The sequence below is a fragment of the Nitratireductor sp. PBL-C9 genome, assembly GCF_050877045.1.
GTDB classification, from domain to species: Bacteria; Pseudomonadota; Alphaproteobacteria; order Rhizobiales; family Rhizobiaceae; genus Nitratireductor; species Nitratireductor aquimarinus.
In genome coordinates this window covers 234,490-258,232 of sequence record NZ_JBPAXW010000002.1, presented here as the reverse complement: position 1 = coordinate 258,232, position 23,743 = coordinate 234,490, and the positions used below count along the sequence as shown (strand labels likewise).

Here is a 23,743-nt window from a genome sequence, read left to right as displayed (position 1 = left end):
GCCGCCTTACAGGCTTGGCCCTTGATCGAAACGAAATTCTGGAAAGCGACATGACGACGGCAAGCCAGGACGCGCTTGAATTGACGCCCGAAGTGATTGAGGCCGCAGCCGACAGCAAGGCGTGGCCCTTCGAAGAGGCGCGCAAAATCGTCAAACGCTACGAAGGCGGCTTCCCCGAAACCGTGCTCTTCGAGACGGGCTACGGCCCCTCGGGCCTGCCGCATATCGGCACTTTCGGCGAAGTGGCCCGCACCTCCATGGTGCGCCATGCCTTCCGCGTGCTCACCGAAGACAGGATCAAGACCAAGATCCTGTGCTTCTCCGATGACATGGACGGCCTGCGCAAGGTGCCGGACAATGTGCCCAACAAGGAGATGCTGCGCACGCATCTGGGCAAGCCGCTGACAAAGGTGCCGGACCCGTTCTCCAACGAATACCCATCCTTCGGCGCGGCCAACAATGCGCGTCTTCGCGCGTTCCTCGACCGGTTCGGCTTCGACTACGAGTTCGCCTCCTCGACCGAGTACTACGCCGCCGGCCGCTTCGACGAAATGCTGCTCACCATGCTCGAGCGCTACGATGCGGTGATGGACATCATGCTGCCATCGCTGCGTGAGGAGCGCGCGCAGACCTATTCACCCTTCCTGCCCATCCACCCGAAGACGGGCGTGGTGATGCAGGTCGCTCTGGAAGAGCGCAAGCTCGACGCAGGCAGCATTGTCTGGCGCGATCCCGAAAGCGGCGAATTGTTTGAGACGCCCGTGACCGGCGGCCACTGCAAGCTGCAGTGGAAGCCCGACTGGGCCATGCGCTGGGCTGCGCTGGACGTCGATTACGAAATGTCCGGCAAGGATCTGATCGACAGCGTCAAGCTGGCAGCGCAGATCTGCGCAGCACTTGGCAAGAAGCCGCCGGAAGGCTTCAACTACGAACTGTTCCTGGACGAGAACGGCCAGAAGATCTCCAAGTCCAAGGGCAATGGCCTGACCATCGACGAGTGGCTCGCCTATGCCCCGACCGAGAGCCTCTCGCTTTACATGTTCCAGAAGCCGAAAGCGGCCAAGAAGCTCTATTTCGACGTGATCCCACGCGCGGTGGACGAGTATTACACCTTCCTGTCGGCCTATGACCGTCAGGACTGGAAGAACCGTCTGGGCAACCCGGTCTGGCACATCCATGACGGCACACCGCCGGCAATCGAACTGCCGGTGCCGTTTGCGCTGCTGCTCAATCTGGTCAGCGCCTCCAACGCGCAGAACACGGACGTTTTGTGGGGCTTCATCTCGCGCTATGCGCCCGGCGTCACGCCGCAGACGCATCCCGAGCTGGACCGTCTCACCGGCTATGCGCTGCGTTACTTCGAGGATTTCGTGAAGCCGTCCAAGGCGTTCCGCGCGCCCGACGAGGTCGAGCGCGAGGCGCTTGCCGGCATCAACGAAGCCCTTGGCGCACTGCCGGCCGACGCCGATGGCGAAGCCATCCAGAACGCCATTCTGGATGTGGCGCGCGGCATCGAGCGTTACCAGGATCACAAGCGCAAGAGCCCGAATGGCGGGCCGGGTGTCTCGGTCGCCTTCTTCCAGATGCTCTATCAGGTGCTTCTGGGACAGGAACGCGGCCCCCGCTTCGGTTCCTTCGCAGCGCTTTACGGCATCGCCGAAACGCGCGGCCTCATCACTGCCGCGCTCAACGACGAGCTGTCGGCCTGACAAACGGATCTGGCCTTTTCGCGCTCCCTGAGTCGCGCTTCTTGAGCGGGAAGAGGCCAGTCCCTTCAAGATCTCGGATTACGAACCGGAAGGCCCGCCGCTGAATATGCCCTTGCCGGCATTGCGGGCCGCCTTCGCCTCTTCGGCGTAAGGGCCATCTGGGCTTGCGAGCGCCCAGCCATTTTCCACCAGCCAGCTGCCCACATCGTAACCGGCGAGCGAACAGCGCATCGGCGCATCGCTCTCATTATCGGAAGCAGCCTCATTCGCCGCCCCGCCTTCCGCATGGCACTCCAGCGCGCGCCCGCGAAGCCAGTAACGAAACGCCGTCCGCGCCCGCTTGCCGCAAAGCCATGCGCCGCCACTGCTCGCATCACAGGACTGGTCCGCGCCGATGACGCGGATGCCGGCAATCGTGATGGTGCGCCCTTCGGATTCGAACATGCCCGCCGCAATGGCGACAGGCCGATAATAGAGCGTGTCCTGCGGCTTGGGCTCGGGAGCGGGGCCCGCCAGTTCACTGAGCGGTGACCGGGGCTGCGCCCGTTCAAGCCCGGTGGAATCGATCGGCGGCGGCGCGACAAGCTCCGGCGCGATGACACGCGGCTGCCGGCGCTCCTGCGCCTGCGCGGAACCGGGCGTCAGGAGTGCAGCAGCGCCAGAAAGAAGCGCCAGTGAAAGAACGCCTGCCCTCTTCATTACTGGCTCGCCCACACGATACGCGCCATCCATTCCATCTGCGTTTTCTCGATCACACGATTGGGATGTTCGGGGTTCAGCGAAAGCAGTTCGACCTGCTCGCTGGTCTGCCGCAGCAGAACCTTGGCCATGACCTCGCCGCCCGCCGTCTTGACCACCACACGATCGCCACGCCGTAAGCGGGCCGTGGGATCGACGATCAGCGTGTCGCCGTCACGATAGAGCGGCATCATGGATTCACCCTGCACCTGAAGCGCATAGGCGCCTTCACGCGCTGCGCCCGGCAGGTCCACCTGCTCCCAGCCCTCGCCGAGCGGGAACCCGGCATCGTCGAAGAAACCGCCGGCGCCCGCCTGCGCAAAGCCGATCAGAGGCACGCTGGACGGTGGATTTCCATAAGGTTCGGTGGGCCTAGCGTCACGCTGCAGAAGCGCAAAGAACTCCGACAGCGTCGTGCCCGTGGCAAGCATGATCTTCGACAGGGATTCGGTTGACGGCCAGCGCGGGCGTCCATCGGCTGAAAGGCGCTTCGACTTGTTGAAGGCAGTCGAATCCAGGCCTGCCTTCCGGGCCAGACCGGAGGCGGAAAGCGAGTGACGCGCCGCCAGCGCGTCTATGGCTGCCCAGACCTTGTCGTGCGAAAGCACGCGACACATCCTTCCGGTATCAAAGAGACAGGAAAATATACCTGTCTTTTGCTTTTAGCGCCGGCGGCAGGGCTTGTCCACAAACCCATGCTTGCCGCCAGACGCGCCACACCCGCAAATTAAGCCGACTTACTATCAAGTGACATTGCGGGCTACCCTGCACCATGCAGGGGGCATCACGTCACGGTCAGCGCGGAGCGCGCTTGGCCAGAATACGCTGCAGTGTGCGGCGATGCATGTTCAAACGCCGCGCCGTTTCCGAAACGTTGCGGTCGCACATCTCGTAGACCCGCTGGATATGCTCCCAGCGCACGCGGTCGGCGGACATCGGATTTTCCGGCGGCGCAACCTTTTCGCCCGACTGCCGCGTCAGGGCGGCGTAGATGTCGTCGGCATCGGCAGGCTTTGCCAGATAATCGACAGCGCCAAGTTTCACCGCCGTCACGGCCGTGGCGATGTTGCCATAACCGGTCAGAATGACCGTCCGCGCATCCTTGCGCTTTTCTCGGATGGTGGCCACCACGTCGAGGCCATTGCCATCGGCAAGGCGCATGTCGACCACGGCGAAAGCCGGCGGCGTGGCCCTTGCGCGCGCAACGGCTTCTTCCACGCTCTCGGCCGTTTCCACCGTGAAACCACGGCTTTCCATCGCCCGCGCCAGACGCGTCAGAAAGGGTTTGTCATCATCAACGATGAGAAGGGAGCGGTCTTCGCCCAGAGCGGCGTCCGGGTCTTCCACGGTGTCGCTTGTCATATCCAACACGTTCAGCACGTTACTCTTCCTAGAATCTTTCTAGCCTAAATCTGTCAGCTTTCCAATTTAGGACTATTTTCGCCCATTTCCAGATTGTTATCCGGAGCAACAAATACGGCTCTGGGCCAGATAACCTCGGCATAAGCGCCTTTTCCGCTTTCGGCGAGGTTACCAAAACGAATCTGTGCGCCCGAGCGCTCAAGCAGCGTCTTGGCGATGAACAGACCAAGCCCGAGCCCGCCGCCACTGCTGGAGCCCGGCGCGCGCTTGGACATATAGGGTTCGCCGATCCGGTCAAGGATTTCAGCCGGGAAGCCGTGTCCGTCATCGATCACCAGAAGGCCGACCTTGTAGGAATCCCAGTGCCAGCGGATCGTCACGCTCTCTTTCGCGAAGTCGACTGCGTTCTCGACCAGATTGCCAAGCCCGTAGATCACACCGGGATTGCGCCGCCCCACGGGCTCCGGCCCGTCGGTTACGCCGGGCTCCAGACGGATATCGATGCCGAAATCGCGATGCGGGGCCGCCGTTTCCTCGATCAGCGAGGTGAAGGGCTGCCGCGCCATATGCGCCTCGCCCTCCGATGACAGGCTTGTGAGCTGGCGCAGGATCTCGCGGCAGCGCTCGCTCTGGGTGCGCAGGAGCGTCACATCTTCGCTGAAGCGGTCGTCATTGCCGAGCGCACGCTCCATCTCGCGCGCCACCAGCGCAATGGTGGCAAGCGGGGTGCCGAGTTCATGCGCGGCGGCAGCAGCCAGACCATCGAGCGCCGAAATATGCTGTTCGCGCTGCAGCACGAGTTCGGTGGCGGCGAGCGCATTGGCCAGAAGCCGCGCCTCCTTCGCCACCCGGTAGGCATAAACACCGGTAAACGCGATGCTCGACACCACGGCGATCCACACGCCGATGATGTAGATCAGCGGCATCACCAGCTCCGTCCCCGGGAACCAGGGAAGCGGGCGATGGAACACGGCGAGCGCCGTTGTCAGCGCCACCACCAGAAAGCCAAGAAGCGCGGTCCAGCGCAACGGCAGCGATGTGGCTGAGATCACCACCGGCACCGTCATCAAAAGCGAGAACGGATTGGTGAGACCGCCCGTCATGTAGAGCAGGCCCGCCAGCTGAAACGCATCGAATGTAAGAATGCCGAGAGCGGGCAGCGGCGCAAGCCGGTGCGCCACGGAATATCTGAGCGCCAGATGCACGTTGAGCCAGGCGGATGCCGCGATCAGCGCAAAGCACATGCCCACCGGCAGCGGGAAGTCGAGCCCGAAGGCGACAACGATCACCGCCGCGCTCTGACCGATGATCGCCAGCCAGCGCAGCTTGATGAGCGTGTTGAGCCGCAGGCCGTGGCTCGGATCGTGTGCCCTGATATCCTCAAGCATGGCGGCGTTATGGGGGAAGTCCGCCCGCACTCCAAGAATTATTTTTTGCGCGGTTTGGCGCGATGTGTCGCGGCTGCGTTCGCCGGATCTTCCGGCCAGACATGCTTGGGGTAGCGCCCGCGCATGTCAGCGCGCACATCCGCCCACGATCCGGCCCAGAAGCCCGGCAGATCCCGCGTGGTCTGGATTGGCCGGTGCGCCGGCGACAGAAGCTCGAGCTTGAGCGGAATGCCATCGGCCACCGTCGGGTGTTCGGTCAGACCGAAAAGCTCCTGCACGCGGATCGCCAGAACCGGTCCCTCCGCCTCATAGCGAATGGGCACATGGCTGCCCGAAGGCGCGTCGTAATGGCTGGGCGCCATCCTGCCGATGCGCCTTTGAAACTCGTGCGGCACCAATGCAGTCAGCCCTTCGCGCAGGATGTGCGGCGCCAGTCTGGAAGGCGACGCCTCGCCGGTGAGAAAGGGCAAAAGCCACTCATCCAGCCGGTCGAGAAGCGCCTCGTCGGACATGTCCGGCCATGGATCGCCCTTCGCCGCATGAAGCCAGGCAAGCTTGCCCCGGAGCGCCTTCGTCTCCCTGTCCCATGGCAGGAGCGACAGCCCGTTTGCCCGAACGGCGTCGATCACCGCGCGGTCGGCGGCAGCGCCCGATGGCGGCGGCAAAACCTGCTCGGCCAGCACCAGCGCGCCCAGCCGGCGCACCCGTCGTTGCCTGAGCGTGCCCGCGCTCCGGTCAAAGCGTGTCTCGGTAACCTCCTCGATCAGATGTCCGAGTGCCGCCACGATCTCTTCTTCGTCAATCGCCGCTGCCGAGGCGATGCGCGCATTCTGCGCCCGCCCCTGCAGATCGGCGACGACCAGAAAGGCGCTGCCGGCAAGCCGCTCCTCCGGGGCAAGCACGCCGCCACGACCATTCGCCATGACGAAATGCCCATGTGCGCCCCGCGCTTTTGCAACGCGGTCGGGCCAGGCGTTGATGAGCAGAGCGCCCGCATGCGGCGCATCGCCGGCGCGTTCGCCACCGGCAGACCTGGCAAGCCGCGCGGCCAGTCGGCGCGCCTGCTCCGCCCGCGCACCCCGCTCCCTGCGGAAGCGCTGCAACCGGTCGTCCAATTCGGCAGACCGGCCACCCAGCCCGCGCTCCGAAAGGAGTACTGCGAGTTCGGCTGCGGCCAGCGCGTGACCATCTTCCGCAGCGCGCGCCACCATATGCGCCAGGCGCACCGGCAGGGCGAGCCTGCGCATCGCTTCGCCCGCCGCCGTCAACCGCCCCGCCTCGTCCAGCGCCTCAAGCCGCTGCAAGAGGCTGCGCGCCTCGGCAACCGCCGCAGCCGGCGGCGCGTCGAGAAAGGAAAGAGAAACCGGGTCGCTCACGCCGAAGGCAGCGCAGTCGAGCAGCAGGCCCGACAGATCCGCCTCCAGAATTTCCGGCGGCGTGAAGGCGGGCAGCGCCGCCGTCTGTTCCGCCCGCCAGAGCCGAAGCGCAATGCCCGGCGCGGTGCGCCCCGCGCGACCCGCCCGCTGATCGGCGGAAGCGCGCGAAACGCGCACCGTTTCAAGCCGCGTCAGACCCGTTGAGGGCTCGAATTTCGGCAGCCGCGACAGGCCGCTGTCGATCACCACGCGCACACCGTCAATGGTAACCGAGGTTTCCGCAATGGCGGTCGCCAAAACCACCTTGCGCCGCCCAGCATCCGCCGGGCGGATGGCCGCATCCTGCGCCCGCCCGTCGAGACCGCCATAAAGCGGCGTGATGTCCACATCGGCGGGCAGCCGTTCGGCAAGACGCTCCGCCGTTCGCTCGATCTCGCGCTGACCGGGCAGGAAGGCGAGCACGCTGCCCTCCTCCTCCGCCAGAACCGTGCGCACCGCCCGCGCCATCGTTTCCTCGATGGCCTCGCCGGCGGGCCGTTCCGCATGGCGCAGCTCGACGGGAAAGCTCCGCCCCTCGCTTTCGATCACCGGCGCATCGCCAAGAAGCGCCGCCACCCGCGCGCCGTCAAGCGTGGCGGACATCACCAGAAGCCGCAGGTCCGGCCGCAGCGCGGCCTGCGCATCGAGCGCCAGCGCCAGCGCAAAATCGCCATCGAGCGAGCGTTCGTGAAACTCGTCAAACAGCACCGCCGCGATGCCGGAAAGCTCCGGATCATCAACGATCATGCGCGCGAGAACGCCTTCCGTCACCACGAGAATGCGGGTTCTGGCGGAGACCTTCCGCTCCATGCGCATGGCGTAGCCGACGGTCTCGCCCGGCTCCTCGCCAAGGATCGCCGCCATGCGCCGGGCCGCAGCCCGCGCGGCGAGCCGGCGCGGCTCCAGAAGCACGATGCGACCGCGCGACGCCCATTCGGCGTCCAGAAGCGCGAGCGGCGCAAGCGTCGTCTTGCCCGCTCCCGGCGGTGCGACCAGCACCGCCTTGCCCTGCGTCTCCAGCGCCGCGCTCAGCGCCGGCAGCACTTCCGTTACCGGAAGATCGGGGAGTTTCAGTCTCTCCATCACGCGCCAATCCGCACGATGTCGCCGCCGGCGGCCTCCGCGTCGGCCTCGTCATGCGTCACCAGAAGCACCGGCAGCCCGCTATCGCACGCCTTGGAGAAGACCAGTTCGCGGGTCTGTGCACGCAATTCCGCATCAAGCTTGGAAAAGGGCTCATCCAGAAGCAGGGCGCGCGGCGAAGAGGCCAGCACACGCGCCAGCGCCACACGCGCCTTCTGCCCGCCCGACAGCGTTGCCGGATCGCGCGTCTCAAGCCCCGCGAGGCCCACGCCCTCAAGCGCCTGTGCGACACGCGCCGCCCGCGCCACGCGGCCGCGCACCGCCTCCGGCAGCGCGAACATCAGATTGCCGCCCACACTCATATGCGGAAACAGAAGCGGGTCCTGAAAAAGCACGCCCACATGCCGGTCTTCAGGCTTCAGCGCCGTCACCTCGGTTCCATCGACGAAAACCCTGCCGCGCGCCGAAAACACCGGATCGAGAAACCCGCCAATATAGGCGAGCAGCGTCGATTTTCCCGCACCCGACGGCCCCATGACCGTCAGCACCCCGCCGGGCGCAACCCGTCTGGTCAGCGAAACGATCTCGCGCCCTTCAAGCGCAATCGTCACCCGGTCGATGAAGAGTCCGGCTTCCGTCAAATCCCGTGTCCGTTCAAACATGCATGTCGCGATACCGGCGGAATATCAGCGCCGGTACGATTGTGGCAACGGCAAAGCCGGCGGCCGGCAGCACCATCTGCATGAAGGCATAGATGCCGATCACGCGGCGATTGCCACCCGAGGCGAGCGCCACCGCCTCCGTGGTGATGGTCGTCAGCCGCCCCGCGCCGATCAGCACCGTGGGCAGATAGAGCCCCACCGACACCGAAAAGCCAATGGCCGCAACGGCAAGAAGCGGCCGCGCCAACATGGGAAGGCGAATCTGAAAGAACCGCCGCACCGGCCCCTTGCCGAGCCCCGCCGCAATCTGGTCGTAGCGCCGGTCGAAGGCCCGCCAGGGGTCTTTCAGGGCGAGCCAGGCATAGGGCAACACAAAGACGAGATGCGCGAACACGAGCGCCGCCAGCGTCGCCTCCACACCGGTCAGGATGAAAAGAAGCTGGAGCCCGAACAGGAATGCCACCTGCGGCACCAGAAGCGGCAGATAGAGAAGCGCCAGCGCGCCCCGCCCCGGCGGACGCCCCATCTCATCCTCCCGCACGAAACACAATATGGCGATCACCGCCGCAACGAATGTGGAAATGAACGCCACGAACAGCGTGGTTGCCAGTGGCTCCACCAGATTGGGCAGAACCCGCATCCAGTTGCGCAGATCGAAGCGCGCCGGCAACAGGTCGGGATATTGCCAGAGCCCCGCCACCGACCACAGGCCGAGCGCCACAAGCCCGGCAAAGATTGCGCCGGCAGACACAAGCATCGCGGCCAGCGCGCCCCAGCGCAGAACACTGTCGCGCCGAAAGCGCCGCCCGGCACAGGAAAACTGGTCGCGCAGCCGCGCGCCGAGCTTCTCGAAGCCGATCCAGATCAGGATTGCGGCGGCTGTGACGCCCAGTTGAAGCACCGCCCCCGCCGACGCCAGAAAGCGCATGGAGAGGTCGGGATCGTTCATCCAGTCGACCAGCCGCACCGCCAGCGGCGCGGGTGTGGTCGGGCCCAAAATGGCGGCCACATCCACCACCGATGTGGCAAAGGCGATGACCGCAAAAACGGGCAGACGGATCTGCGGATAGATCGAGGGCCAGAGGCCGAACACGAAACCGGAGATGCGCCCATATCCCATCGATGCAATGAGCGCCCGCATGCGCGCCGGCTTCACCTGCGGCAGCGCCGCCAGCGTGACGAGAAGCAGGAACGGAATTTCCTTCACGATCAGGCCCGCCATCATCGACAGGCCGAACGGATCATGTACGATCAGGAGGTCGGGCGGGCGCTCCCAGCCGGTCAGCCCCGGCGAGATCAGCCGCGCGATCATGCCCGACGGCGCAATGAGAAAGGCGAGCGCAAAAGCGCTGGCCGCGTGCGGCACGGAAAGCAGCGGCGAAATCAGATGCTGGATGCGTGCAAAGAGCCGCGTGCCGCCCCAGGCGGCGGTGAAAAGCATCACCACCGCAAGCGAGATCGCCGCCGTCGCAAGCCCGCTGACGAGGCTCATCAGCGCCGACATGAAAATGGCCGGCTCGGAAAACAGCATGGCGAAGGGCGCAAGCCCGAACTCCATGCCACCCAGCGCCGGCAGATAGCCGAAGGCCGGCAACAAAGTGCCGGCCAGCCCGAACGCGACCGGAACGGTCAGAAGCCCGATGGCGAGAAAGGGACCGAGGCGCGTCAGCATCAGGCTGGTCCCATGCCTTGGCTAATTTCCAACCCCATAGCGCCGCTTCCACTCGGTTTCGATGCGCTCCATCCAGCTCGGATGCGGCTCGTCCAGCGCCGGGCCGAGTTCGTCGGGCCGCAGGGTTGCAACGCCGAGATCGATGGCGTCGAAGCGGGCGCGGTCATCCACATCCAGCCTGTCCAGCGCGAGCACCGTCGGATCGCCCCAGATGGCTGGATCCTGCTTGCGCGCCTGTGCCTCGGGCGACATCAGGAAATTGGCAGCCACCAGCGCCCCCGCCTTTGCCGAAGCATTGTAGGGGATGGTCAGGAAGTGGGTGTTGGCCAGTGTGCCGCCGGGAAAGGTGAAGGAACGCACCGTGTCCGGCAGCTCGCCATTGGCAATGGCGTTCGAGGCTTCAGCCGGATTGAAGGCGAAGATGATGTCGAGTTCGGAATCGGCCAGAAGCTGCTTCATCGCCGGGTAATTCTGCGGATAGGCACGGCCGGAGCGCCACATGGCCGGGTTCAGCGCATCGAGATAGTCGAAAAGCGGCTTCGTCACCTGATCGAACGCATCTTCATCGACCGGTTTTTGCAGCAATGCCGGGTCTTCGACCGTTTCGGCCAGAACCTGCTTCAGGAAGGAAGAGCCGATGAAATCCGGCGGCTGCGGATAGGAGAAGCGGCCGGGGTTTTCCTGCGCCCATTTCAACAGCCCGTCGGCATCCTGCGGCAGGTCTTCCACATGGATGCGCGCGGTGTCGTAGAAGAAGACAAGTTTCGCCATGCCCCACGGGCTTTCCAGCCCTTCCACCGGCACGGTGAAGTCGGTGCGGATGGTCGGCTTGTTCTCGACATCCACAAAGGCCCAGTTCGGCAGTTTTTCCGCCCAGCCCGGCGAGAGGATCAGCCCCTGTTGCTTCATGGCGGCAAAGTTCTCGCCATTGATCCAGATGAGATCGACCGTTCCGCCCGTATCGCGACCGGCAGCCTTTTCCGCCACCACGGTGGCGACCGCGCTTGCGGTATCCTCAAGCTTCACATGTCTGAGCGTGACGCCGTAGCGTTCTTTCAGCGCGTCACCCGCCCACTCGATGTAATCGTTGATGTTCTGCGAACCGCCCCAGGCGTTGAAATAGACTGTTTCGCCACGCGCATCCTTCAGAACCGCATCCCAGTTCGAGGGATCGGGCTGCGTCGTATCGGCGGCGGCTGGAACCGCGCCAATGGCCAGAAGTGCAGTCGAGAATAGCAGTGCGCGCAAGCGAAACCCCTTTGTTGCCCTTGTTTGAAACCCGTTGGGATAGAGCACGTCAGGGCGGATCAAATCAACGCAAACCACCTCGCGTTGCGGTCACTTCGCGGTGAGTTGTGGGTGATGGGCGCTCTCAGCCGGTCTCGTCCGCGCCGGGTATGTGCAACTCGATACGGTCGGCGGCAAAGCGGGTCTCGGAATACTGCACGGGCTGTCCCTGCGCATCCACATTGATGGCAATGGTCACCAGAACGATCGCGCCGGGCGAAAGCTGCAGGTCTTTCAGATCGCCCGCTTCTGCGTGCCGGGCTGTTACAGTGGTGCTGTGGCGCAGATAATCGGCAAGGCCCAGTTCCCGGAACGAGGCCGTGATCGAGCGCGTTCGCGAAAAAATTTCCGCCATGCCCGCAAACCGCTCTGCGTCGAACCAGCCACGGGCGCGGGAAACGGGCCGTCCATCGGCATGCGAAAGCGTCTCCAGCCGGATCACCGGCGCGCCGGGCGAAAGACATAACGCCTTTGCAACATCAAGGCTCGCGGGCTCCACCGCATGATCGAGCAGATCGGCGGCGAGCCCGCGCGACTGCCCCGCCAGCCCTTCCGAAAAACGCGTACGGCTGCGGATGGGATAGGCCAGCCGCCTGCGTCCCTCGATAAAGGTGCCGCGCCCCTGCTCTGCGCGTAAAACGCCTTCCTGCACCAGCGCCGCAATCGCCGTGCGCACCGTGTGCCGGTTGACGCCAAAGCGCTCCGCAAGCGCCACTTCCGGCGGCATGCGCCCTCCCTGCCCCAGAAGACCTTCACTGATCTCGCGCCGCATGCGGTCGGCGATCTGCCGCCAGAGCGCAACGCCGCTGCGCCGCTCGATCACCGCTTCCTTTTTCTTCGCCTGCGCCAAAATCCCGTTCTCCCCGGCTGCGCTGTCATCAGCGCGTCATGGACACCCGTTAGGCAAAACCCATAATATGTTTGGTTGTCTAGAACAATAGACAAATTGGCGAACGAGGAAGGAGACATCATGGTCTCACGACAGGAAAGACAGGCGGTCACCGAGCGGCGGCGCGAAGCGATGGCGGTGCTGGCCATGGCGAGCGGCGCCGATCTCATGCAGCTCTGGAACGAAGCCGGGCTGCCCGACGAGGCCGAAACGCTGCGCGGACCTGAAACCGGCCTTGTGACCGTTCGCGGCCGCATGGGCGGCGGCGGCGCGCCGTTCAACTTCGGCGAAGCCACCGTCACGCGCGCCACCGTCAAGCTTCCCGGCGGCGAGGTTGGCCACGCCTATGCGCTTGGCCGCGAGAAAATGAAGGTGCGGGTTGCCGCCCTCATCGACGCGCTGCGCCAGAACCCCGACCTTGAAGCCCGGATCGAGGAGAAGATCCTCGCGCCGCTGCGCGCCCGCCGCATCGAGGCTGACGCGACCCGTCGCGCCGAAACGGCAGCCACCAAGGTCGACTTCTTCACCATGGTTCGCGGAGAGGACTGATGACGCTCGATTCCATCGCCATCGAAGGCGGTTTCCAGAACCCGGTCTTCGACGCCCAGACCATTTTCCGCGCCGTCATGCAGGCCATGGCCGAGCCCGGCACGATCCATAAGGGCATTGCGCTCGCCAAGCCGCCCGCACCGCTGACGCCGGAGGCCGCAGCCGTCGCGCTGGCGCTTTGCGATCAGGACACGCCGATCTGGCTCGACCCCGCGCTTGCGGGCGATGAGGCGGTCCGCGCCTGGCTCGCCTTCCACACCGGCGCGCCGCTCGCCAACACGCCGGCCGATGCGCATTTCATCCTGGCGGCTGATCCCGAGCACCTGATCGGGCTGGAGAACTTCGCCCAGGGCTCGCAGGAATATCCCGACCGTTCGGCAACGCTCGTTCTTCAGGTGAGCGATCTTTCGGGCGGCGAGGAACTGGTTCTCGACGGCCCCGGTATCGAGAGCGAGGCGCGCCTCGCGCCCCGTCCCATGCCGCGTCATTTCACCCGCCAGTGGGCGCAGAACCACGCCCGCTTTCCGCGCGGCATCGACCTGATCCTGGTCAGCCGCGAGGGCCTTGCGGCCCTGCCCCGCTCCACCCGCATTACCAGCCAGGAGGCCTGAGCCATGTATGTAGCCGTCAAGGGCGGCGAAGCCGCCATCCAGAACGCGCACCGGCTTCTGGCCGACCGTCGCCGCGGCGACCGCAACCTGCCCGCCATCACGCTCGAGCAGATCGCCAGCCAGCTTTCGCTTGCCGTCGACCGCGTCATGTCCGAGGGCTCGCTTTACGACACCGGCCTCGCGGCACTTGCCGTCAAGCAGGCGCGCGGCGACATGATCGAGGCGATCTTCCTTCTGCGCGCCTACCGCACCACCCTGCCGCGCTTCGGCTATACGCGCCCCGTCGACACGGCGGCGATGCTGGTCGAGCGGCGCGTCTCCGCCACCTACAAGGATCTGCCCGGCGGGCAGCTTCTCGGCCCCACCTTCGATTACACGCACCGTCTGCTTGACCCGGAACTGGCCGAAGACGCCGAACCGGCAGCGCCCGAGGCGCGCAGCGAGGCCGAAGAAGCCATGCCCCGCGTGTCCGACATTCTCGCCAATGAAGGCCTGATCGAGGAAGACGGCTCCCTGCCGGAAGACCGCGAGCCCGGCGACATCACCCGCGAGCCGCCGGAGTTTCCCATGGAGCGCGACCAGCGCCTTCAGGCCCTGTCGCGCGGCGACGAGGGGTTCCTTCTGGCGCTCGGCTATTCCACCCAGCGCGGCTATGGCCGCAACCACCCCTTCGCCGGCGAGATCCGCATTGGCGAGGTGGATGTGGAGATCGACGTGCCGGAACTCGATTTCCCGCTCACGCTCGGCCGCATCCGCGTCACCGAGTGCCAGATGGTCAACCAGTTCAAGGGCTCGCAGAAAGTGCCGCCGCAGTTCACCCGCGGCTACGGGCTTGTGTTTGGCCAGTCGGAGCGCAAGGCCATGGCCATGTCGCTGTGCGACCGGGCGCTGCGCGCAAACGAACTGGATGAAGACATCACCGCACCGGCGCAGGACGAGGAGTTCGTCATTTCGCACTGTGACAACGTGCAGGCGACCGGCTTCGTCGAGCACCTGAAGCTGCCGCACTATGTCGACTTCCAGGCCGAGCTCGGTCTGGTCCGCCAGATGCGCCGCGAATACGAGGAGCGCCGCGAGGGCGCAGCCGCAGACACCGAGCGCCGGGAGGCCGCCGAATGAACGCCCACACCGACAACATCGCCCAGTACAATTTCGCCTATCTGGACGAGCAGACGAAGCGCATGATCCGCCGCGCGATCCTCAAGGCCATCGCCATTCCCGGCTATCAGGTACCCTTCGCCAGCCGCGAAATGCCAATGCCCTATGGCTGGGGTACCGGCGGCGTGCAGGTCACCGCATCGGTGATCGGAACCGACGATGTGCTCAAGGTCATCGACCAGGGCGCGGACGACACCACCAATGCCGTCTCCATCCGCGCCTTCTTCCAGAAGGTCGCCAATGTGGACGTCACCACCCACACCGCCGACGCCACCATCATCCAGACGCGCCACCGCATCCCCGAGGAACCGCTGAATGCCGGTCAGGTGCTCGTCTATCAGGTGCCGATCCCCGAGCCACTGCGCTTCCTCGAGCCACGCGAGACCGAGACGCGCAAGATGCATGCGCTTGAGGAATACGGCCTCATGCATGTGAAGCTCTACGAGGACATCGCCCAGCACGGCCACATCGCCACCACCTTCGCCTACCCGGTCAAGGTCGAGGGGCGTTATGTGATGGACCCCTCGCCGACGCCGAAATTCGACAATCCGAAAATGCACATGTCGAAGGCGCTCCAGCTTTTCGGCGCAGGCCGCGAAAAGCGCATCTATGCCGTTCCGCCCTACACGCGGGTCGAAAGCCTCGACTTCGAGGATCATCCCTTCGAAGTGCAGACCTTCGATGAGCCCTGCGCGCTGTGCGGCGGCACGGATGTCTATCTCGATGAAGTGGTTCTCGATGATCGCGGCGGGCGCATGTTCGTCTGCTCCGACACCGACAATTGCGAGGCGCGCCGCGCCGAAGGCCATCGCGGACATCTGTCCGGCGAAGAGGCTGCAACGTGAGAAACGACAGCGCATCGATGACAGCGCCCGGATCGCGGCCCTCCTCCTTCTCCCCGTCGGCGGGGAGAAGGCGTCGGCAGGCGGATGAGGGGCTGCGCAAACTTTTGAAAATTCGCGGAGAAATCCAATGACTGACGAACCGCTGCTTCGCGTTCGCTCCATCTCGAAATTCTACGGCAACCGTATCGGCTGCAACGACATCTCCTTCGACCTGTGGCCGGGCGAGGTTCTGGCTGTGGTGGGCGAGTCCGGCTCCGGCAAGACCACCCTCCTGAACTGCCTCTCGACCCGCCTCCTGCCGACCTCCGGCACCGTGTCCTACCGCATGCGCGACGGGGCCTTCCACGACCTCTACCGCATGAGCGAAGCCGAACGCCGCTTCCTGATGCGCACCGACTGGGGCTTCGTGCACCAGAACCCCTCCGACGGTCTGCGCATGACGGTTTCCGCCGGCGCGAATGTCGGCGAGCGGCTGATGGCCGTGGGCCAGCGCCACTATGGCGACATCCGCGCCACCGCCACCGACTGGCTCGGCCGCGTGGAGATCTCCAGCGACCGCATCGACGACCAGCCGCGCGCCTTTTCCGGCGGCATGCGCCAGCGCCTGCAGATCGCCCGCAACCTCGTCACCGGCCCGCGCCTCGTCTTCATGGATGAGCCGACCGGCGGTCTCGACGTGTCGGTGCAGGCCCGCCTGCTCGATCTCCTGCGCGGCCTCGTTCACGAGCTTGGCCTGTCCGCCATCGTCGTTACCCACGACCTCGCGGTCGCCCGCCTTCTCTCCCACCGCATGATCGTCATGAAGGACGGTCACGTGGTCGAAAGCGGCCTCACCGACCGGGTGCTCGACGATCCGCAGGCGCCCTACACCCAGCTTCTCGTTTCCTCCATCCTGCAGGTGTGATCATGGCAACGCCCCTCGTCGTCTCCGAAGTCTGCAAGAGCTTCACCATGCATCTCCAGGGCGGCATCCGCCTGCCCGTGGTGTCCGATGTCTCCTTCTCGCTCTCCGCCGGCGAATGCGCCGTGCTTGGCGGCCCCTCGGGCGCCGGCAAGAGCTCCATCCTCAAGATGATCTATGGCAGCTACGCCATCGACACCGGTCAGGTAATCGTCAGCCATGGCGGCAATCTGGTGAACCTCGCCACCGCCGATCCGCGCACCGTCATCGCCATCCGCCGCGACACGATTGGCTATGTCAGCCAGTTCCTGCGCGCCGTGCCGCGCGTTTCCGCGCGCGACGTTGTAGCCGAACCGCTCATCGCGCGCGGCGAAGTTCTGGAAACCGCCCGCGGCAGGGCCGAGATGCTGCTCGAACGCCTCAACCTGCCCGAGCGCCTTTGGGATCTGCCGCCCGCCACCTTCTCCGGCGGCGAGCAGCAGCGCGTGAACATCGCCCGTGGCTTCATCACCGACCACCCCGTTCTGCTGCTCGATGAACCGACCGCTTCGCTCGACAAGGCAAACCGCGAAATCGTGGTTTCCATGATCGACGAGAAGAAGAAGGCGGGCGTCGCCCTTCTCGGCATCTTCCACGATCAGGATGTGCGCGAGATCGTCGCCGACCGCATCATCGACGTCACCGACTTCGCACCAGGCAGGAAAGCGGCATGAAACAGCTATCGGAAAAGCCGGCCATTCACCCCACCGCAAAGGTCGTCGAGTCCACGCTCGGCCGCTACACCGAAATCGGCGAGCGCTCCCGCGTGCAGGAAACGGCGTTCGGCGACTACTCCTACATGACGCAGGACTGCAGCGTCTGGTGCGCGCAGATCGGCAAGTTCTCCAACATCGCCGCCGCCGTGCGCATCAACGCCACGAACCACCCCACATGGCGGCCGACCCTGCACCATTTCACCTACCGCTCCGGCGATTACTGGCCGGATGCCGAGCATGACGCCCAGTTCTTCGAATGGCGGCGGGAGAACATGGTGCGGATCGGTCACGACACATGGCTTGGCCATGGCTGCACGATCCTGCCCGGCGTCACCGTCGGCGATGGCGCGGTGATCGGCGCAGGCGCGGTCGTGTCGAAGGATGTCGCGCCCTACACGATTGTCGGCGGTGTTCCCGCCCGCCCGATCCGCGAGCGTTTCGACCGCAAAACCGCCGAGCGCTATCAGGCGCTTGCCTGGTGGGACTGGGACCATGACCGGCTGCGCGCCGCACTGGACGACTTCCGCTCGCTGAACGCGGAGGAATTCCTGGAAAAGCACGGCGGCTAAAGCAATTCCAGGAAAAGCGGGAACCGGATTTCCGTCCGGAACTGCGTAAAAGAAGTTCTGATATATTGATGGAGCATCGGAGCAACCGGAAGCCGGATTTGGCTTTTCGGTCCGATGCTCCCATCGCCGCGCCAACGGGTCGCAGCTTTCCCTGAATATGATTGTCATGTTTTTATTGACAGGAACGCCCGTCCGCGTGTTCTATGCGCCTGCATCTACGCGATGCGTCCATGGTGTTGGGGCCTTTAACCCTTTCGATCGCAGGACGTCTGTCGTCGCCCGCAAGCCCTGTCTGCCGCAAAACCTGCCGGCAGTCTTTCGCTGATACGGGCGCGTTTTCCGACACACTCCGGCACGAAGGTTCAACCCTTGCCTGTGGGCTTGACCTTGCAAAGCCACGGAGCGTTTGACGTCGCCATGCTCGTCTGTCAGTGCAACCTGATCACCCAGAAAGAGGTCGAGGACACCATCGTTTCGATGCTGGACGAAGACCCCTGGCAGCTCATCGTGCCGGCCAAGGTCTATCACACGCTTTCCAAACGAGGTCGCTGTTGCGGCTGCTTCCCAAATGTGGTGGAAACGATCATCCGTGTAACGGAAGAATACCACCACCGTCACGCCGAAAGCGAAGGCGCTGAAGTCGTGACATATCTTGACCAGGTTCGCGCCCTGCGCGAGCGCTACGGGAGCAGGTTTAATGAAAGGCGACAAAAAGGTTATCGAGCGGCTTAACGAAGCCCTCACCCATGAACTCGGGGCGGTCAACCAGTACTGGCTGCACTATCGCCTTCTGGAAGACTGGGGCTTCACCAAACTGGCGAAGAAGGAACGCGAGGAATCCATCGAGGAGATGCACCACGCCGACAAGCTGGTCGAGCGCATCATCTTCCTTGAAGGTCATCCCAACCTTCAGGTCGTTGGACCGCTGCGCATCGGCCAGAACCTCAAAGAGGTTCTCGAAGCCGATCTGGCTGGCGAGCACGATGCCCGCAAGCTGTACAAAGAGGCCCGCGACGACTGTAACGCCGCCGGCGACTACGTATCCATGAAACTGTTTGAAGAGCTTCTGGCCGATGAGGAAGGCCATATCGACTTCCTCGAAACCCAGCTTGAGCTTCTTGAGACCATCGGCGAGGCCAAATACGGCCAGCTGAACGCCGGCTCTGCCGACGAAGCCGAGTAATCTGGCTTAGGAATGGCCGGTCGAGCACCCGCTCCCGGCCATTCCACTCCCGTGATCAATGCGCTCTTGGCCGCTGTTTTGCACCCGGAACGAGCGCCGCATCGCCCAGCTTGCGCGGCGCCCCGGTTCGCTCCGCCACCACGATCAGCCCTTCTATGGGCTCACCGCGATCCATCCGGATCACCGCCTTCTCCAGAAGGACCGGCTCGAACCCCGCTTCCGCCAGCGCTGCACGCAGATGCGGCTCGGAATGGGCATAACGGCGCGAGGCGCGCAGCACCATTGCCTCCGGCCCCGCGTGATGTTCGACCGAGAAGACGAAGAGCGCTCCCGGCGCAAGCGACGCGCCCGCCGTCGCAAAAAGCCGCTCCAGCGCGCCCAGATACATGAACACATCGGCCGCCGTCACCAGGTCGGCCCTGCGCGGCAGGGTCGAGAGCGCTGCCAGATCGGCCCGCTCCAGACGGTCGTATATGTGCTTTCCCCCGGCCCGCTTCAGCATCTCGGCGGAGATATCGAGCCCTTCCAGAAAGCTCACGCGGGATCGCAGGCGCTCGCCCATGAGGCCGGTGCCGCAGCCAAGATCGACCGCATGGGCAAAGCTGTCGCGGCCAAGGCGCAGAAGCGCCTCTTCCAGCAATTGCGGCACGCGGTAGCCAAGCTTGTCCACCAGCGAAGCGTCGAAGGTTTCGGCATATTGATCGAACAGCGTTTCGACAAAGGCGGAAGGAGCGGCTTCAAGACCGTCCAGCGCGCCATGCAGCTCAAGCTTGAGCGCTGCGCCCAGCCTGTCTTCGCGATCAAGCCGCAGCACCGTGCGCCAGGCGTCCACCGCCGCCGCGATCTCGCCGGCCTCGGCCAGCATTTCGCCATGTCGATAATGCCCTGCGATCCAGTCCGGCGCGAGTTCCAGCGCCTCGCCCATCAGGCCGGCTGCCGCCGCAAACTCCCCGTTTTCCAGCAACATCTCGGCGTACTCCGCCCGGCGATCGGCCAGGAGGTTACCCGAGGTGAAGATGAATGGGTTCATACAGTTTGAATTTTTCCGGGGTGCCCTGGGTCAGGACCCACGCGGGCGGTGGGCGTTTATGCTCCCGGAAATCTCTCCTGACAAGCATATCTTTCACCATCAGAAAAAAATCCTATCTTGTGGTTCCATGAAGCCGCACGATCTGCTCCACCCGCGTCCGGCAGGGCTTTATTGCCCGCCCGGCGATTTCTACATCGATCCCGTTCGCCCGGTGGAGCGGGCGCTCATCACGCATGGCCATGCCGACCACGCCCGCGCGGGCCATCGCCACGTGCTGGCGACAGGGCAGACACTCGACATCATGGAGCTGCGCTACGGCGCGGATTTTGCCGAAAGCCGGCAGGCCCTTGCCTATGGCGAGAAGCTTTCCATCGATGGTGTCACCGTCTCGTTTCACCCCGCAGGCCATGTGCTCGGCTCGGCGCAGATCGCGGTCGAGGCCAACGGGCTGCGCATCGTCGCCTCCGGCGACTACAAGCGCCATCCAGACGCCACCTGCGCACCCTTCGAGCCGGTGCGCTGCGATGTCTTCATCACCGAAGCGACCTTCGGGCTCCCCGTCTTCGTCCATCCCGATCCGCTGAACGAAATCCGCAGGCTGACCGCCTCGCTTGCCCAGTTCCCCGAGCGCGCCCACATCGTCGGCGCCTATTCGCTCGGCAAGGCGCAGCGCGTCATCGGCCTCCTGCGCGCCGCTGGCCATGATGCACCGATCCTCATTCACGGCGCACTGGCCAAGCTCTGCCACTACTATCAGGGTCAGGGCATCAAGCTCGGCAAACTCGCCCCGGCCACCGACGAGGAAGGCATTGTCGATCGCGGCGCGGGCCAGATCATCGTCGCCCCGCCCTCGGTTTTCGGCGAGCGCTGGACGCGCCGTTTCGCCGACCCGCTCAATGTCTTCGCCTCCGGCTGGATGCGCATTCGTCAGCGCGCCAGACAGCGCGGCGTCGAGCTTCCGCTGATCCTGTCTGACCATGCCGACTGGAACGAACTCACCGCCACCATCCGCGAAACGGAGGCGGGCGAAGTGTGGGTGACCCATGGGCGCGAAGAAGCCATCGTGCGCTGGTGCGAGCTGAACGGCATCGCCGCGCGTCCGCTCAACCTTGTCGGCTATGAAGACGAGGCCGAGTGATGCAGCGTTTCGCCGATCTCCTCGACCGTCTCGTCCTCACACCGTCGCGCAATGGCAAGCTGCGGCTTCTGGCGGATTATTTCCGCACCGTGCCCGATCCCGACCGGGGCTACGCGCTGGCCGCACTCACGGGCGGTCTGGATTTTCCGGCGGTCAAACCCGCCATGCTGCGCACCCTGATTTCCGAGCGCATGGATGAGGTGCTTTTCGCCTATTCCTACGATTATGTGGGCGATCTCGCCGAAACCATTTCGCTGGTCTGGCCCGCCTCCCACGACAGTGAGACCCCGCCGCCGGCGCTCTCCGAGATCGTCGAAACCCTCACACAGCTTGGTCGCGCCGAAGCGCCAACAGTCATTGCAGGCCTGCTCGACCGGCTCGACCCTTCCGCCCGTTTCGCGCTCATCAAGCTGGCGACCGGGGGCCTGCGGATCGGCGTTTCGGCGCGTCTTGCCAAACAGGCGCTTGCCGCCTTTGGCGACAGGGATGTGGGCGAGATCGAAGAGCTCTGGCACGGGCTCGAACCGCCCTATGAAGCGCTTTTCGCCTGGCTGGAAGGCAGGGCCGGGAAGCCGGTCAGCGCAGCAAAAGCGCTGTTCCGACCGGTCATGCTCGCCCACCCGGTCGGCGAGGGCGATCTCGAAAAACTCGATCCGGGCGACTATGCCGCCGAGTGGAAGTGGGACGGCATCCGCGTACAGGCTGCGGGCGAAGACGGTGTGAAACGGCTTTATTCGCGCACGGGCGACGATATTTCCGGCGCATTTCCCGATCTTTTGGCGGAATTCGATGCCGAAATGACGCTGGATGGAGAACTTCTGGTCGGAAATCCGGGCCTCAAAACCGGCACGTTTTCAGATCTGCAACAGCGCCTGAACCGCAAGACGGTCTCGAAGAAGATGCTCGCCGAATACCCCGTTTTTCTGCGCTGCTACGATCTTCTCCAGATCGGCGATGATGATCTGCGCGCCCTGCCCTTTACCGAGCGGCGCGCCATTCTGCAAAGCGAACTGCCGGCGCTTTCAGAACACCGGTTCGACCTGTCTCCCATGGTCGGCTTTTCAGGCTGGGAGGAGCTTGAGGAAAAGCGCCGCAATCCGCCGCATCCCGTGATCGAAGGGGTGATGCTGAAACGGCGCGATTCCGCCTATGTGCCGGGTCGTCCAAAGGGGCCGTGGTTCAAATGGAAGCGCGATCCGTTCACCGTCGATGCGGTCCTGATGTACGCCCAGCGCGGCCACGGAAAACGGTCGAGCTATTATTCGGACTACACATTCGGCGTCTGGAGAGGCCCGGACGACGCACCCGAACTGGTGCCGGTCGGCAAGGCCTATTTCGGCTTTACCGATGAAGAACTGAAGCTGATCGACAAATATGTGCGCGACAACACGGTGGAGCGTTTCGGCCCCGTGCGCTCGGTGCGCGCGGAGCCCGGCCATGGCCTCGTTCTGGAAGTCGCCTTTGAAGGGCTGAACCGCTCGACGCGCCACAAATCGGGCGTGGCCATGCGCTTTCCACGCATCTCGCGCCTGCGCTGGGACAAGCCGGCGGCCGAGGCCGACCGGCTGGAAACCCTTATGGCGCTTTTGGCGGACTAGCGGGCAGTCACTGCGTTGCGACCGCTGCCCGGATCGCGAAAATGTCGAGCGCCTTGCCGCCGCCCGTCACATCGGGAACGATGGTGATGGAGCCGCCGCCATTGGGCCGCTCATCCGGCAGCGTGACCTCGAACAGATAATCCGCCCGTGAGGGGCCGACCACATAGCGGGTGCGTCCGCAGCCGCCGAGCGCGCCGAAATTGCACGACAGCGAAAGCTGCGTTTCCTCGCCATCCTGCGAACGCGCCTCAATGCTGAAGATCGCGCTGCGGCCTGCCAGCGTTTCGAGAATGCCCTGCCCCACATCGAAGGTGACGCCGGCATTGCCCGCCGTGCTGATGCGCAGGAAAACCCGGTCATCATTGCGCATGACGTCCACATTGCCGCCATTGGACGCGGCGACCGTCGTCGGGTCGGTCGGATCGAACACGGTGATCCACTCGCCCGCAGCGCGGCTTGTGCCCGATGCGCCCTGCGTGCCCGTGGTCTCGTCGCTGCCCGTCGAGAACTCTTCTTCCTCAAGCGCCAGCGGCGGATTGGGAACGCTGGTGTCGCGTTCGGCGCTGGACATCAGGATGCCACTGGAAAACGTCCACCAGAGCCCCATGGCGACAAAGGCCACCAGGGTCGCCACGAGAAACAGCATGGCGTAGGGGCGGCGCTGCCTTGGCAGGGCCGCGCGAATGCGGCGCTTGGTTTCCGCATCCGACGGCTGGTCGGGTGCGGAAGGCCGGTCTGCGCGGTCGATCTGCGGCGTGAAATCGCTTTCGGCGCGCCGCACTTGTGCGCGACGCGGCTCGGGCGCCACTTGGGGCGCCACCTCGGGCGTCACCTGAAGCGAAGGCGCCTGACGCGGCGCGGGCCTCGGCTCCTGCCGCTGTGGCGCTTCGGGTTCCGGCGCGGCCGGGCGACGGGGCGCGGCTGCGGGAACGAATTCCGTTTCGATTTCGGTGATCGTCGCCTTCAGGTTCTCACGCCGGGCGAGTTTCGCCTCGTCCGAGAGATCCTCGCGTGCCTCAAGCGTGCGCTCCAGCGCGGCAAACGCCGAGCGGTAGACCTTCTCACGAAAGGACCGCTTGTCTGCGTCGCCCTTTTCGAACGCCTTTCTTATGGCTTTTTCTATTGCGTCCAAGGCTGGCTGCCCTCTTTGCCTGCTTTGCCCCATGGTTAACCGTTGGTGAGTATGCAATCAACGGTGATA

At 64.7% G+C, this 23,743-nt stretch carries 23 protein-coding genes; 12 read left to right on the top strand and 11 right to left on the bottom strand.

The window, feature by feature from the left end; translation table 11 throughout:
• The first annotated feature begins 50 nt into the window (after positions 1 to 50).
• Complete coding sequence (locus tag ACRTG1_RS05160; protein WP_206994329.1) at positions 51 to 1,709, top strand: lysine--tRNA ligase; 1,659 nt, start codon at positions 51 to 53, stop codon at positions 1,707 to 1,709.
• A 78-nt stretch (positions 1,710 to 1,787) separates the two neighbouring features.
• On the opposite strand, the gene ACRTG1_RS05155 is transcribed toward ACRTG1_RS05160, so the two are convergent.
• The 9 genes from ACRTG1_RS05155 to phnF form a co-directional block, all read right to left on the bottom strand.
• Positions 1,788 to 2,408: a thermonuclease family protein gene (locus ACRTG1_RS05155; RefSeq protein ID WP_245447725.1), complete on the bottom strand. Its 621-nt coding sequence runs from the start codon at positions 2,406 to 2,408 to the stop codon at positions 1,788 to 1,790.
• Complete coding sequence (locus tag ACRTG1_RS05150) at positions 2,408 to 3,055, bottom strand: S24 family peptidase (protein ID WP_113154000.1); 648 nt, start codon at positions 3,053 to 3,055, stop codon at positions 2,408 to 2,410. The genes ACRTG1_RS05155 and ACRTG1_RS05150 overlap by 1 nt, the downstream gene beginning before the upstream one ends.
• Positions 3,056 to 3,242: 187 nt before the next feature.
• The gene (locus tag ACRTG1_RS05145; RefSeq protein ID WP_113153999.1) at positions 3,243 to 3,809 is read right to left on the bottom strand and encodes an ActR/PrrA/RegA family redox response regulator transcription factor; all 567 of its coding nucleotides are present in this window, start codon (positions 3,807 to 3,809) and stop codon (positions 3,243 to 3,245) included.
• Positions 3,810 to 3,862: 53 nt separating this feature from the next.
• Positions 3,863 to 5,197 carry an ActS/PrrB/RegB family redox-sensitive histidine kinase gene (locus tag ACRTG1_RS05140; protein ID WP_113153998.1) on the bottom strand — a complete coding sequence of 445 codons (1,335 nt, stop codon included), beginning with the start codon at positions 5,195 to 5,197 and terminating at the stop codon, positions 3,863 to 3,865.
• 38 nt (positions 5,198 to 5,235) lie between these two features.
• Positions 5,236 to 7,695, bottom strand: a complete 2,460-nt coding sequence (gene hrpB / locus ACRTG1_RS05135) for an ATP-dependent helicase HrpB (RefSeq protein WP_432515853.1) — start codon at positions 7,693 to 7,695, stop codon at positions 5,236 to 5,238.
• Positions 7,695 to 8,357 (bottom strand): ATP-binding cassette domain-containing protein, encoded by a 663-nt coding sequence (locus ACRTG1_RS05130; protein ID WP_432515852.1) that lies wholly within the window; start codon positions 8,355 to 8,357, stop codon positions 7,695 to 7,697. Before ACRTG1_RS05130 ends, hrpB begins: the two co-directional genes overlap by 1 nt.
• Positions 8,350 to 10,029, bottom strand: coding sequence for an ABC transporter permease (locus tag ACRTG1_RS05125; protein ID WP_432515851.1), 1,680 nt, complete (start codon positions 10,027 to 10,029; stop codon positions 8,350 to 8,352). Before ACRTG1_RS05125 ends, ACRTG1_RS05130 begins: the two co-directional genes overlap by 8 nt.
• A 21-nt stretch (positions 10,030 to 10,050) precedes the next feature.
• Positions 10,051 to 11,277 (bottom strand): ABC transporter substrate-binding protein, encoded by a 1,227-nt coding sequence (locus ACRTG1_RS05120; protein WP_432515850.1) that lies wholly within the window; start codon positions 11,275 to 11,277, stop codon positions 10,051 to 10,053.
• Between the two features lie 124 nt (positions 11,278 to 11,401).
• The gene (phnF, locus tag ACRTG1_RS05115) at positions 11,402 to 12,166 is read right to left on the bottom strand and encodes a phosphonate metabolism transcriptional regulator PhnF (RefSeq protein ID WP_297561193.1); all 765 of its coding nucleotides are present in this window, start codon (positions 12,164 to 12,166) and stop codon (positions 11,402 to 11,404) included.
• Positions 12,167 to 12,286: 120 nt separating this feature from the next.
• Here phnF and phnG point away from each other — a divergent pair, with 120 nt between their 5' ends.
• The 9 genes from phnG (at position 12,287) to bfr (ending at position 18,776) form a co-directional block, all read left to right on the top strand.
• Positions 12,287 to 12,754 (top strand): phosphonate C-P lyase system protein PhnG, encoded by a 468-nt coding sequence (gene phnG, locus ACRTG1_RS05110; protein WP_206553589.1) that lies wholly within the window; start codon positions 12,287 to 12,289, stop codon positions 12,752 to 12,754.
• Positions 12,754 to 13,365 carry a phosphonate C-P lyase system protein PhnH gene (phnH, locus tag ACRTG1_RS05105; RefSeq protein ID WP_113153991.1) on the top strand — a complete coding sequence of 204 codons (612 nt, stop codon included), beginning with the start codon at positions 12,754 to 12,756 and terminating at the stop codon, positions 13,363 to 13,365. Before phnG ends, phnH begins: the two co-directional genes overlap by 1 nt.
• A gap of 3 nt (positions 13,366 to 13,368) precedes the next feature.
• Positions 13,369 to 14,484 carry a carbon-phosphorus lyase complex subunit PhnI gene (locus ACRTG1_RS05100; protein WP_113153990.1) on the top strand — a complete coding sequence of 372 codons (1,116 nt, stop codon included), beginning with the start codon at positions 13,369 to 13,371 and terminating at the stop codon, positions 14,482 to 14,484.
• The gene (locus ACRTG1_RS05095; RefSeq protein ID WP_206553587.1) at positions 14,481 to 15,368 is read left to right on the top strand and encodes an alpha-D-ribose 1-methylphosphonate 5-phosphate C-P-lyase PhnJ; all 888 of its coding nucleotides are present in this window, start codon (positions 14,481 to 14,483) and stop codon (positions 15,366 to 15,368) included. The genes ACRTG1_RS05100 and ACRTG1_RS05095 overlap by 4 nt, the downstream gene beginning before the upstream one ends.
• 127 nt (positions 15,369 to 15,495) lie before the next feature.
• Positions 15,496 to 16,272 (top strand): phosphonate C-P lyase system protein PhnK, encoded by a 777-nt coding sequence (gene phnK, locus ACRTG1_RS05090; RefSeq protein WP_206544491.1) that lies wholly within the window; start codon positions 15,496 to 15,498, stop codon positions 16,270 to 16,272.
• 2 nt (positions 16,273 to 16,274) lie between these two features.
• Positions 16,275 to 16,982 carry a phosphonate C-P lyase system protein PhnL gene (phnL, locus tag ACRTG1_RS05085; RefSeq protein ID WP_206544490.1) on the top strand — a complete coding sequence of 236 codons (708 nt, stop codon included), beginning with the start codon at positions 16,275 to 16,277 and terminating at the stop codon, positions 16,980 to 16,982.
• Complete coding sequence (locus ACRTG1_RS05080) at positions 16,979 to 17,593, top strand: DapH/DapD/GlmU-related protein (RefSeq protein ID WP_206544489.1); 615 nt, start codon at positions 16,979 to 16,981, stop codon at positions 17,591 to 17,593. The genes phnL and ACRTG1_RS05080 overlap by 4 nt, the downstream gene beginning before the upstream one ends.
• Before the next feature lie 417 nt (positions 17,594 to 18,010).
• A complete protein-coding gene (locus ACRTG1_RS05075) occupies positions 18,011 to 18,325 on the top strand; it encodes a (2Fe-2S)-binding protein (RefSeq protein ID WP_113153985.1) in 315 nt (104 codons plus the stop codon).
• On the top strand, positions 18,291 to 18,776 hold the full coding sequence (bfr, locus tag ACRTG1_RS05070) for a bacterioferritin (RefSeq protein ID WP_113153984.1): 486 nt from the start codon (positions 18,291 to 18,293) through the stop codon (positions 18,774 to 18,776). The genes ACRTG1_RS05075 and bfr overlap by 35 nt, the downstream gene beginning before the upstream one ends.
• Positions 18,777 to 18,831: 55 nt before the next feature.
• On the opposite strand, the gene ACRTG1_RS05065 is transcribed toward bfr, so the two are convergent.
• Positions 18,832 to 19,806: a methyltransferase domain-containing protein gene (locus tag ACRTG1_RS05065; protein WP_432515849.1), complete on the bottom strand. Its 975-nt coding sequence runs from the start codon at positions 19,804 to 19,806 to the stop codon at positions 18,832 to 18,834.
• Positions 19,807 to 19,933: 127 nt separating this feature from the next.
• On the opposite strand from ACRTG1_RS05065, the gene ACRTG1_RS05060 reads away from it, so the two are divergent.
• Both ACRTG1_RS05060 and ACRTG1_RS05055 read left to right on the top strand, forming a co-directional pair.
• On the top strand, positions 19,934 to 20,944 hold the full coding sequence (locus ACRTG1_RS05060; RefSeq protein ID WP_206544487.1) for a ligase-associated DNA damage response exonuclease: 1,011 nt from the start codon (positions 19,934 to 19,936) through the stop codon (positions 20,942 to 20,944).
• Positions 20,944 to 22,542, top strand: coding sequence for a cisplatin damage response ATP-dependent DNA ligase (locus ACRTG1_RS05055; RefSeq protein WP_432515848.1), 1,599 nt, complete (start codon positions 20,944 to 20,946; stop codon positions 22,540 to 22,542). The genes ACRTG1_RS05060 and ACRTG1_RS05055 overlap by 1 nt, the downstream gene beginning before the upstream one ends.
• Positions 22,543 to 22,549: 7 nt before the next feature.
• Here the strand turns inward: ACRTG1_RS05055 and ACRTG1_RS05050 are convergent, their stop codons facing one another.
• Entirely contained in the window at positions 22,550 to 23,674 is a 1,125-nt protein-coding gene (locus tag ACRTG1_RS05050; RefSeq protein WP_432515847.1) for a hypothetical protein, read from the bottom strand.
• Positions 23,675 to 23,743 lie beyond the last annotated feature (69 nt).

Excerpts from the sequence above, each read along its gene's own strand:
- ACRTG1_RS05160 (WP_206994329.1), top strand. The coding sequence starts at position 51 with ATGACGACGGCAAGCCAGGACGCGCTTGAATTGACGCCCGAAGTGATT.
- ACRTG1_RS05155 (WP_245447725.1), bottom strand. The coding sequence starts at position 2,408 with ATGAAGAGGGCAGGCGTTCTTTCACTGGCGCTTCTTTCTGGCGCTGCT.
- ACRTG1_RS05145 (WP_113153999.1), bottom strand. The coding sequence starts at position 3,809 with ATGACAAGCGACACCGTGGAAGACCCGGACGCCGCTCTGGGCGAAGAC.
- ACRTG1_RS05140 (WP_113153998.1), bottom strand. The coding sequence starts at position 5,197 with ATGCTTGAGGATATCAGGGCACACGATCCGAGCCACGGCCTGCGGCTC.
- hrpB (WP_432515853.1), bottom strand. The coding sequence starts at position 7,695 with ATGGAGAGACTGAAACTCCCCGATCTTCCGGTAACGGAAGTGCTGCCG.
- ACRTG1_RS05130 (WP_432515852.1), bottom strand. The coding sequence starts at position 8,357 with ATGTTTGAACGGACACGGGATTTGACGGAAGCCGGACTCTTCATCGAC.
- ACRTG1_RS05125 (WP_432515851.1), bottom strand. The coding sequence starts at position 10,029 with ATGCTGACGCGCCTCGGTCCCTTTCTCGCCATCGGGCTTCTGACCGTT.
- phnG (WP_206553589.1), top strand. The coding sequence starts at position 12,287 with ATGGTCTCACGACAGGAAAGACAGGCGGTCACCGAGCGGCGGCGCGAA.
- phnH (WP_113153991.1), top strand. The coding sequence starts at position 12,754 with ATGACGCTCGATTCCATCGCCATCGAAGGCGGTTTCCAGAACCCGGTC.
- ACRTG1_RS05100 (WP_113153990.1), top strand. The coding sequence starts at position 13,369 with ATGTATGTAGCCGTCAAGGGCGGCGAAGCCGCCATCCAGAACGCGCAC.
- ACRTG1_RS05095 (WP_206553587.1), top strand. The coding sequence starts at position 14,481 with ATGAACGCCCACACCGACAACATCGCCCAGTACAATTTCGCCTATCTG.
- phnK (WP_206544491.1), top strand. The coding sequence starts at position 15,496 with ATGACTGACGAACCGCTGCTTCGCGTTCGCTCCATCTCGAAATTCTAC.
- phnL (WP_206544490.1), top strand. The coding sequence starts at position 16,275 with ATGGCAACGCCCCTCGTCGTCTCCGAAGTCTGCAAGAGCTTCACCATG.
- ACRTG1_RS05080 (WP_206544489.1), top strand. The coding sequence starts at position 16,979 with ATGAAACAGCTATCGGAAAAGCCGGCCATTCACCCCACCGCAAAGGTC.
- ACRTG1_RS05075 (WP_113153985.1), top strand. The coding sequence starts at position 18,011 with ATGCTCGTCTGTCAGTGCAACCTGATCACCCAGAAAGAGGTCGAGGAC.
- bfr (WP_113153984.1), top strand. The coding sequence starts at position 18,291 with ATGAAAGGCGACAAAAAGGTTATCGAGCGGCTTAACGAAGCCCTCACC.
- ACRTG1_RS05065 (WP_432515849.1), bottom strand. The coding sequence starts at position 19,806 with ATGAACCCATTCATCTTCACCTCGGGTAACCTCCTGGCCGATCGCCGG.
- ACRTG1_RS05060 (WP_206544487.1), top strand. The coding sequence starts at position 19,934 with ATGAAGCCGCACGATCTGCTCCACCCGCGTCCGGCAGGGCTTTATTGC.
- ACRTG1_RS05055 (WP_432515848.1), top strand. The coding sequence starts at position 20,944 with ATGCAGCGTTTCGCCGATCTCCTCGACCGTCTCGTCCTCACACCGTCG.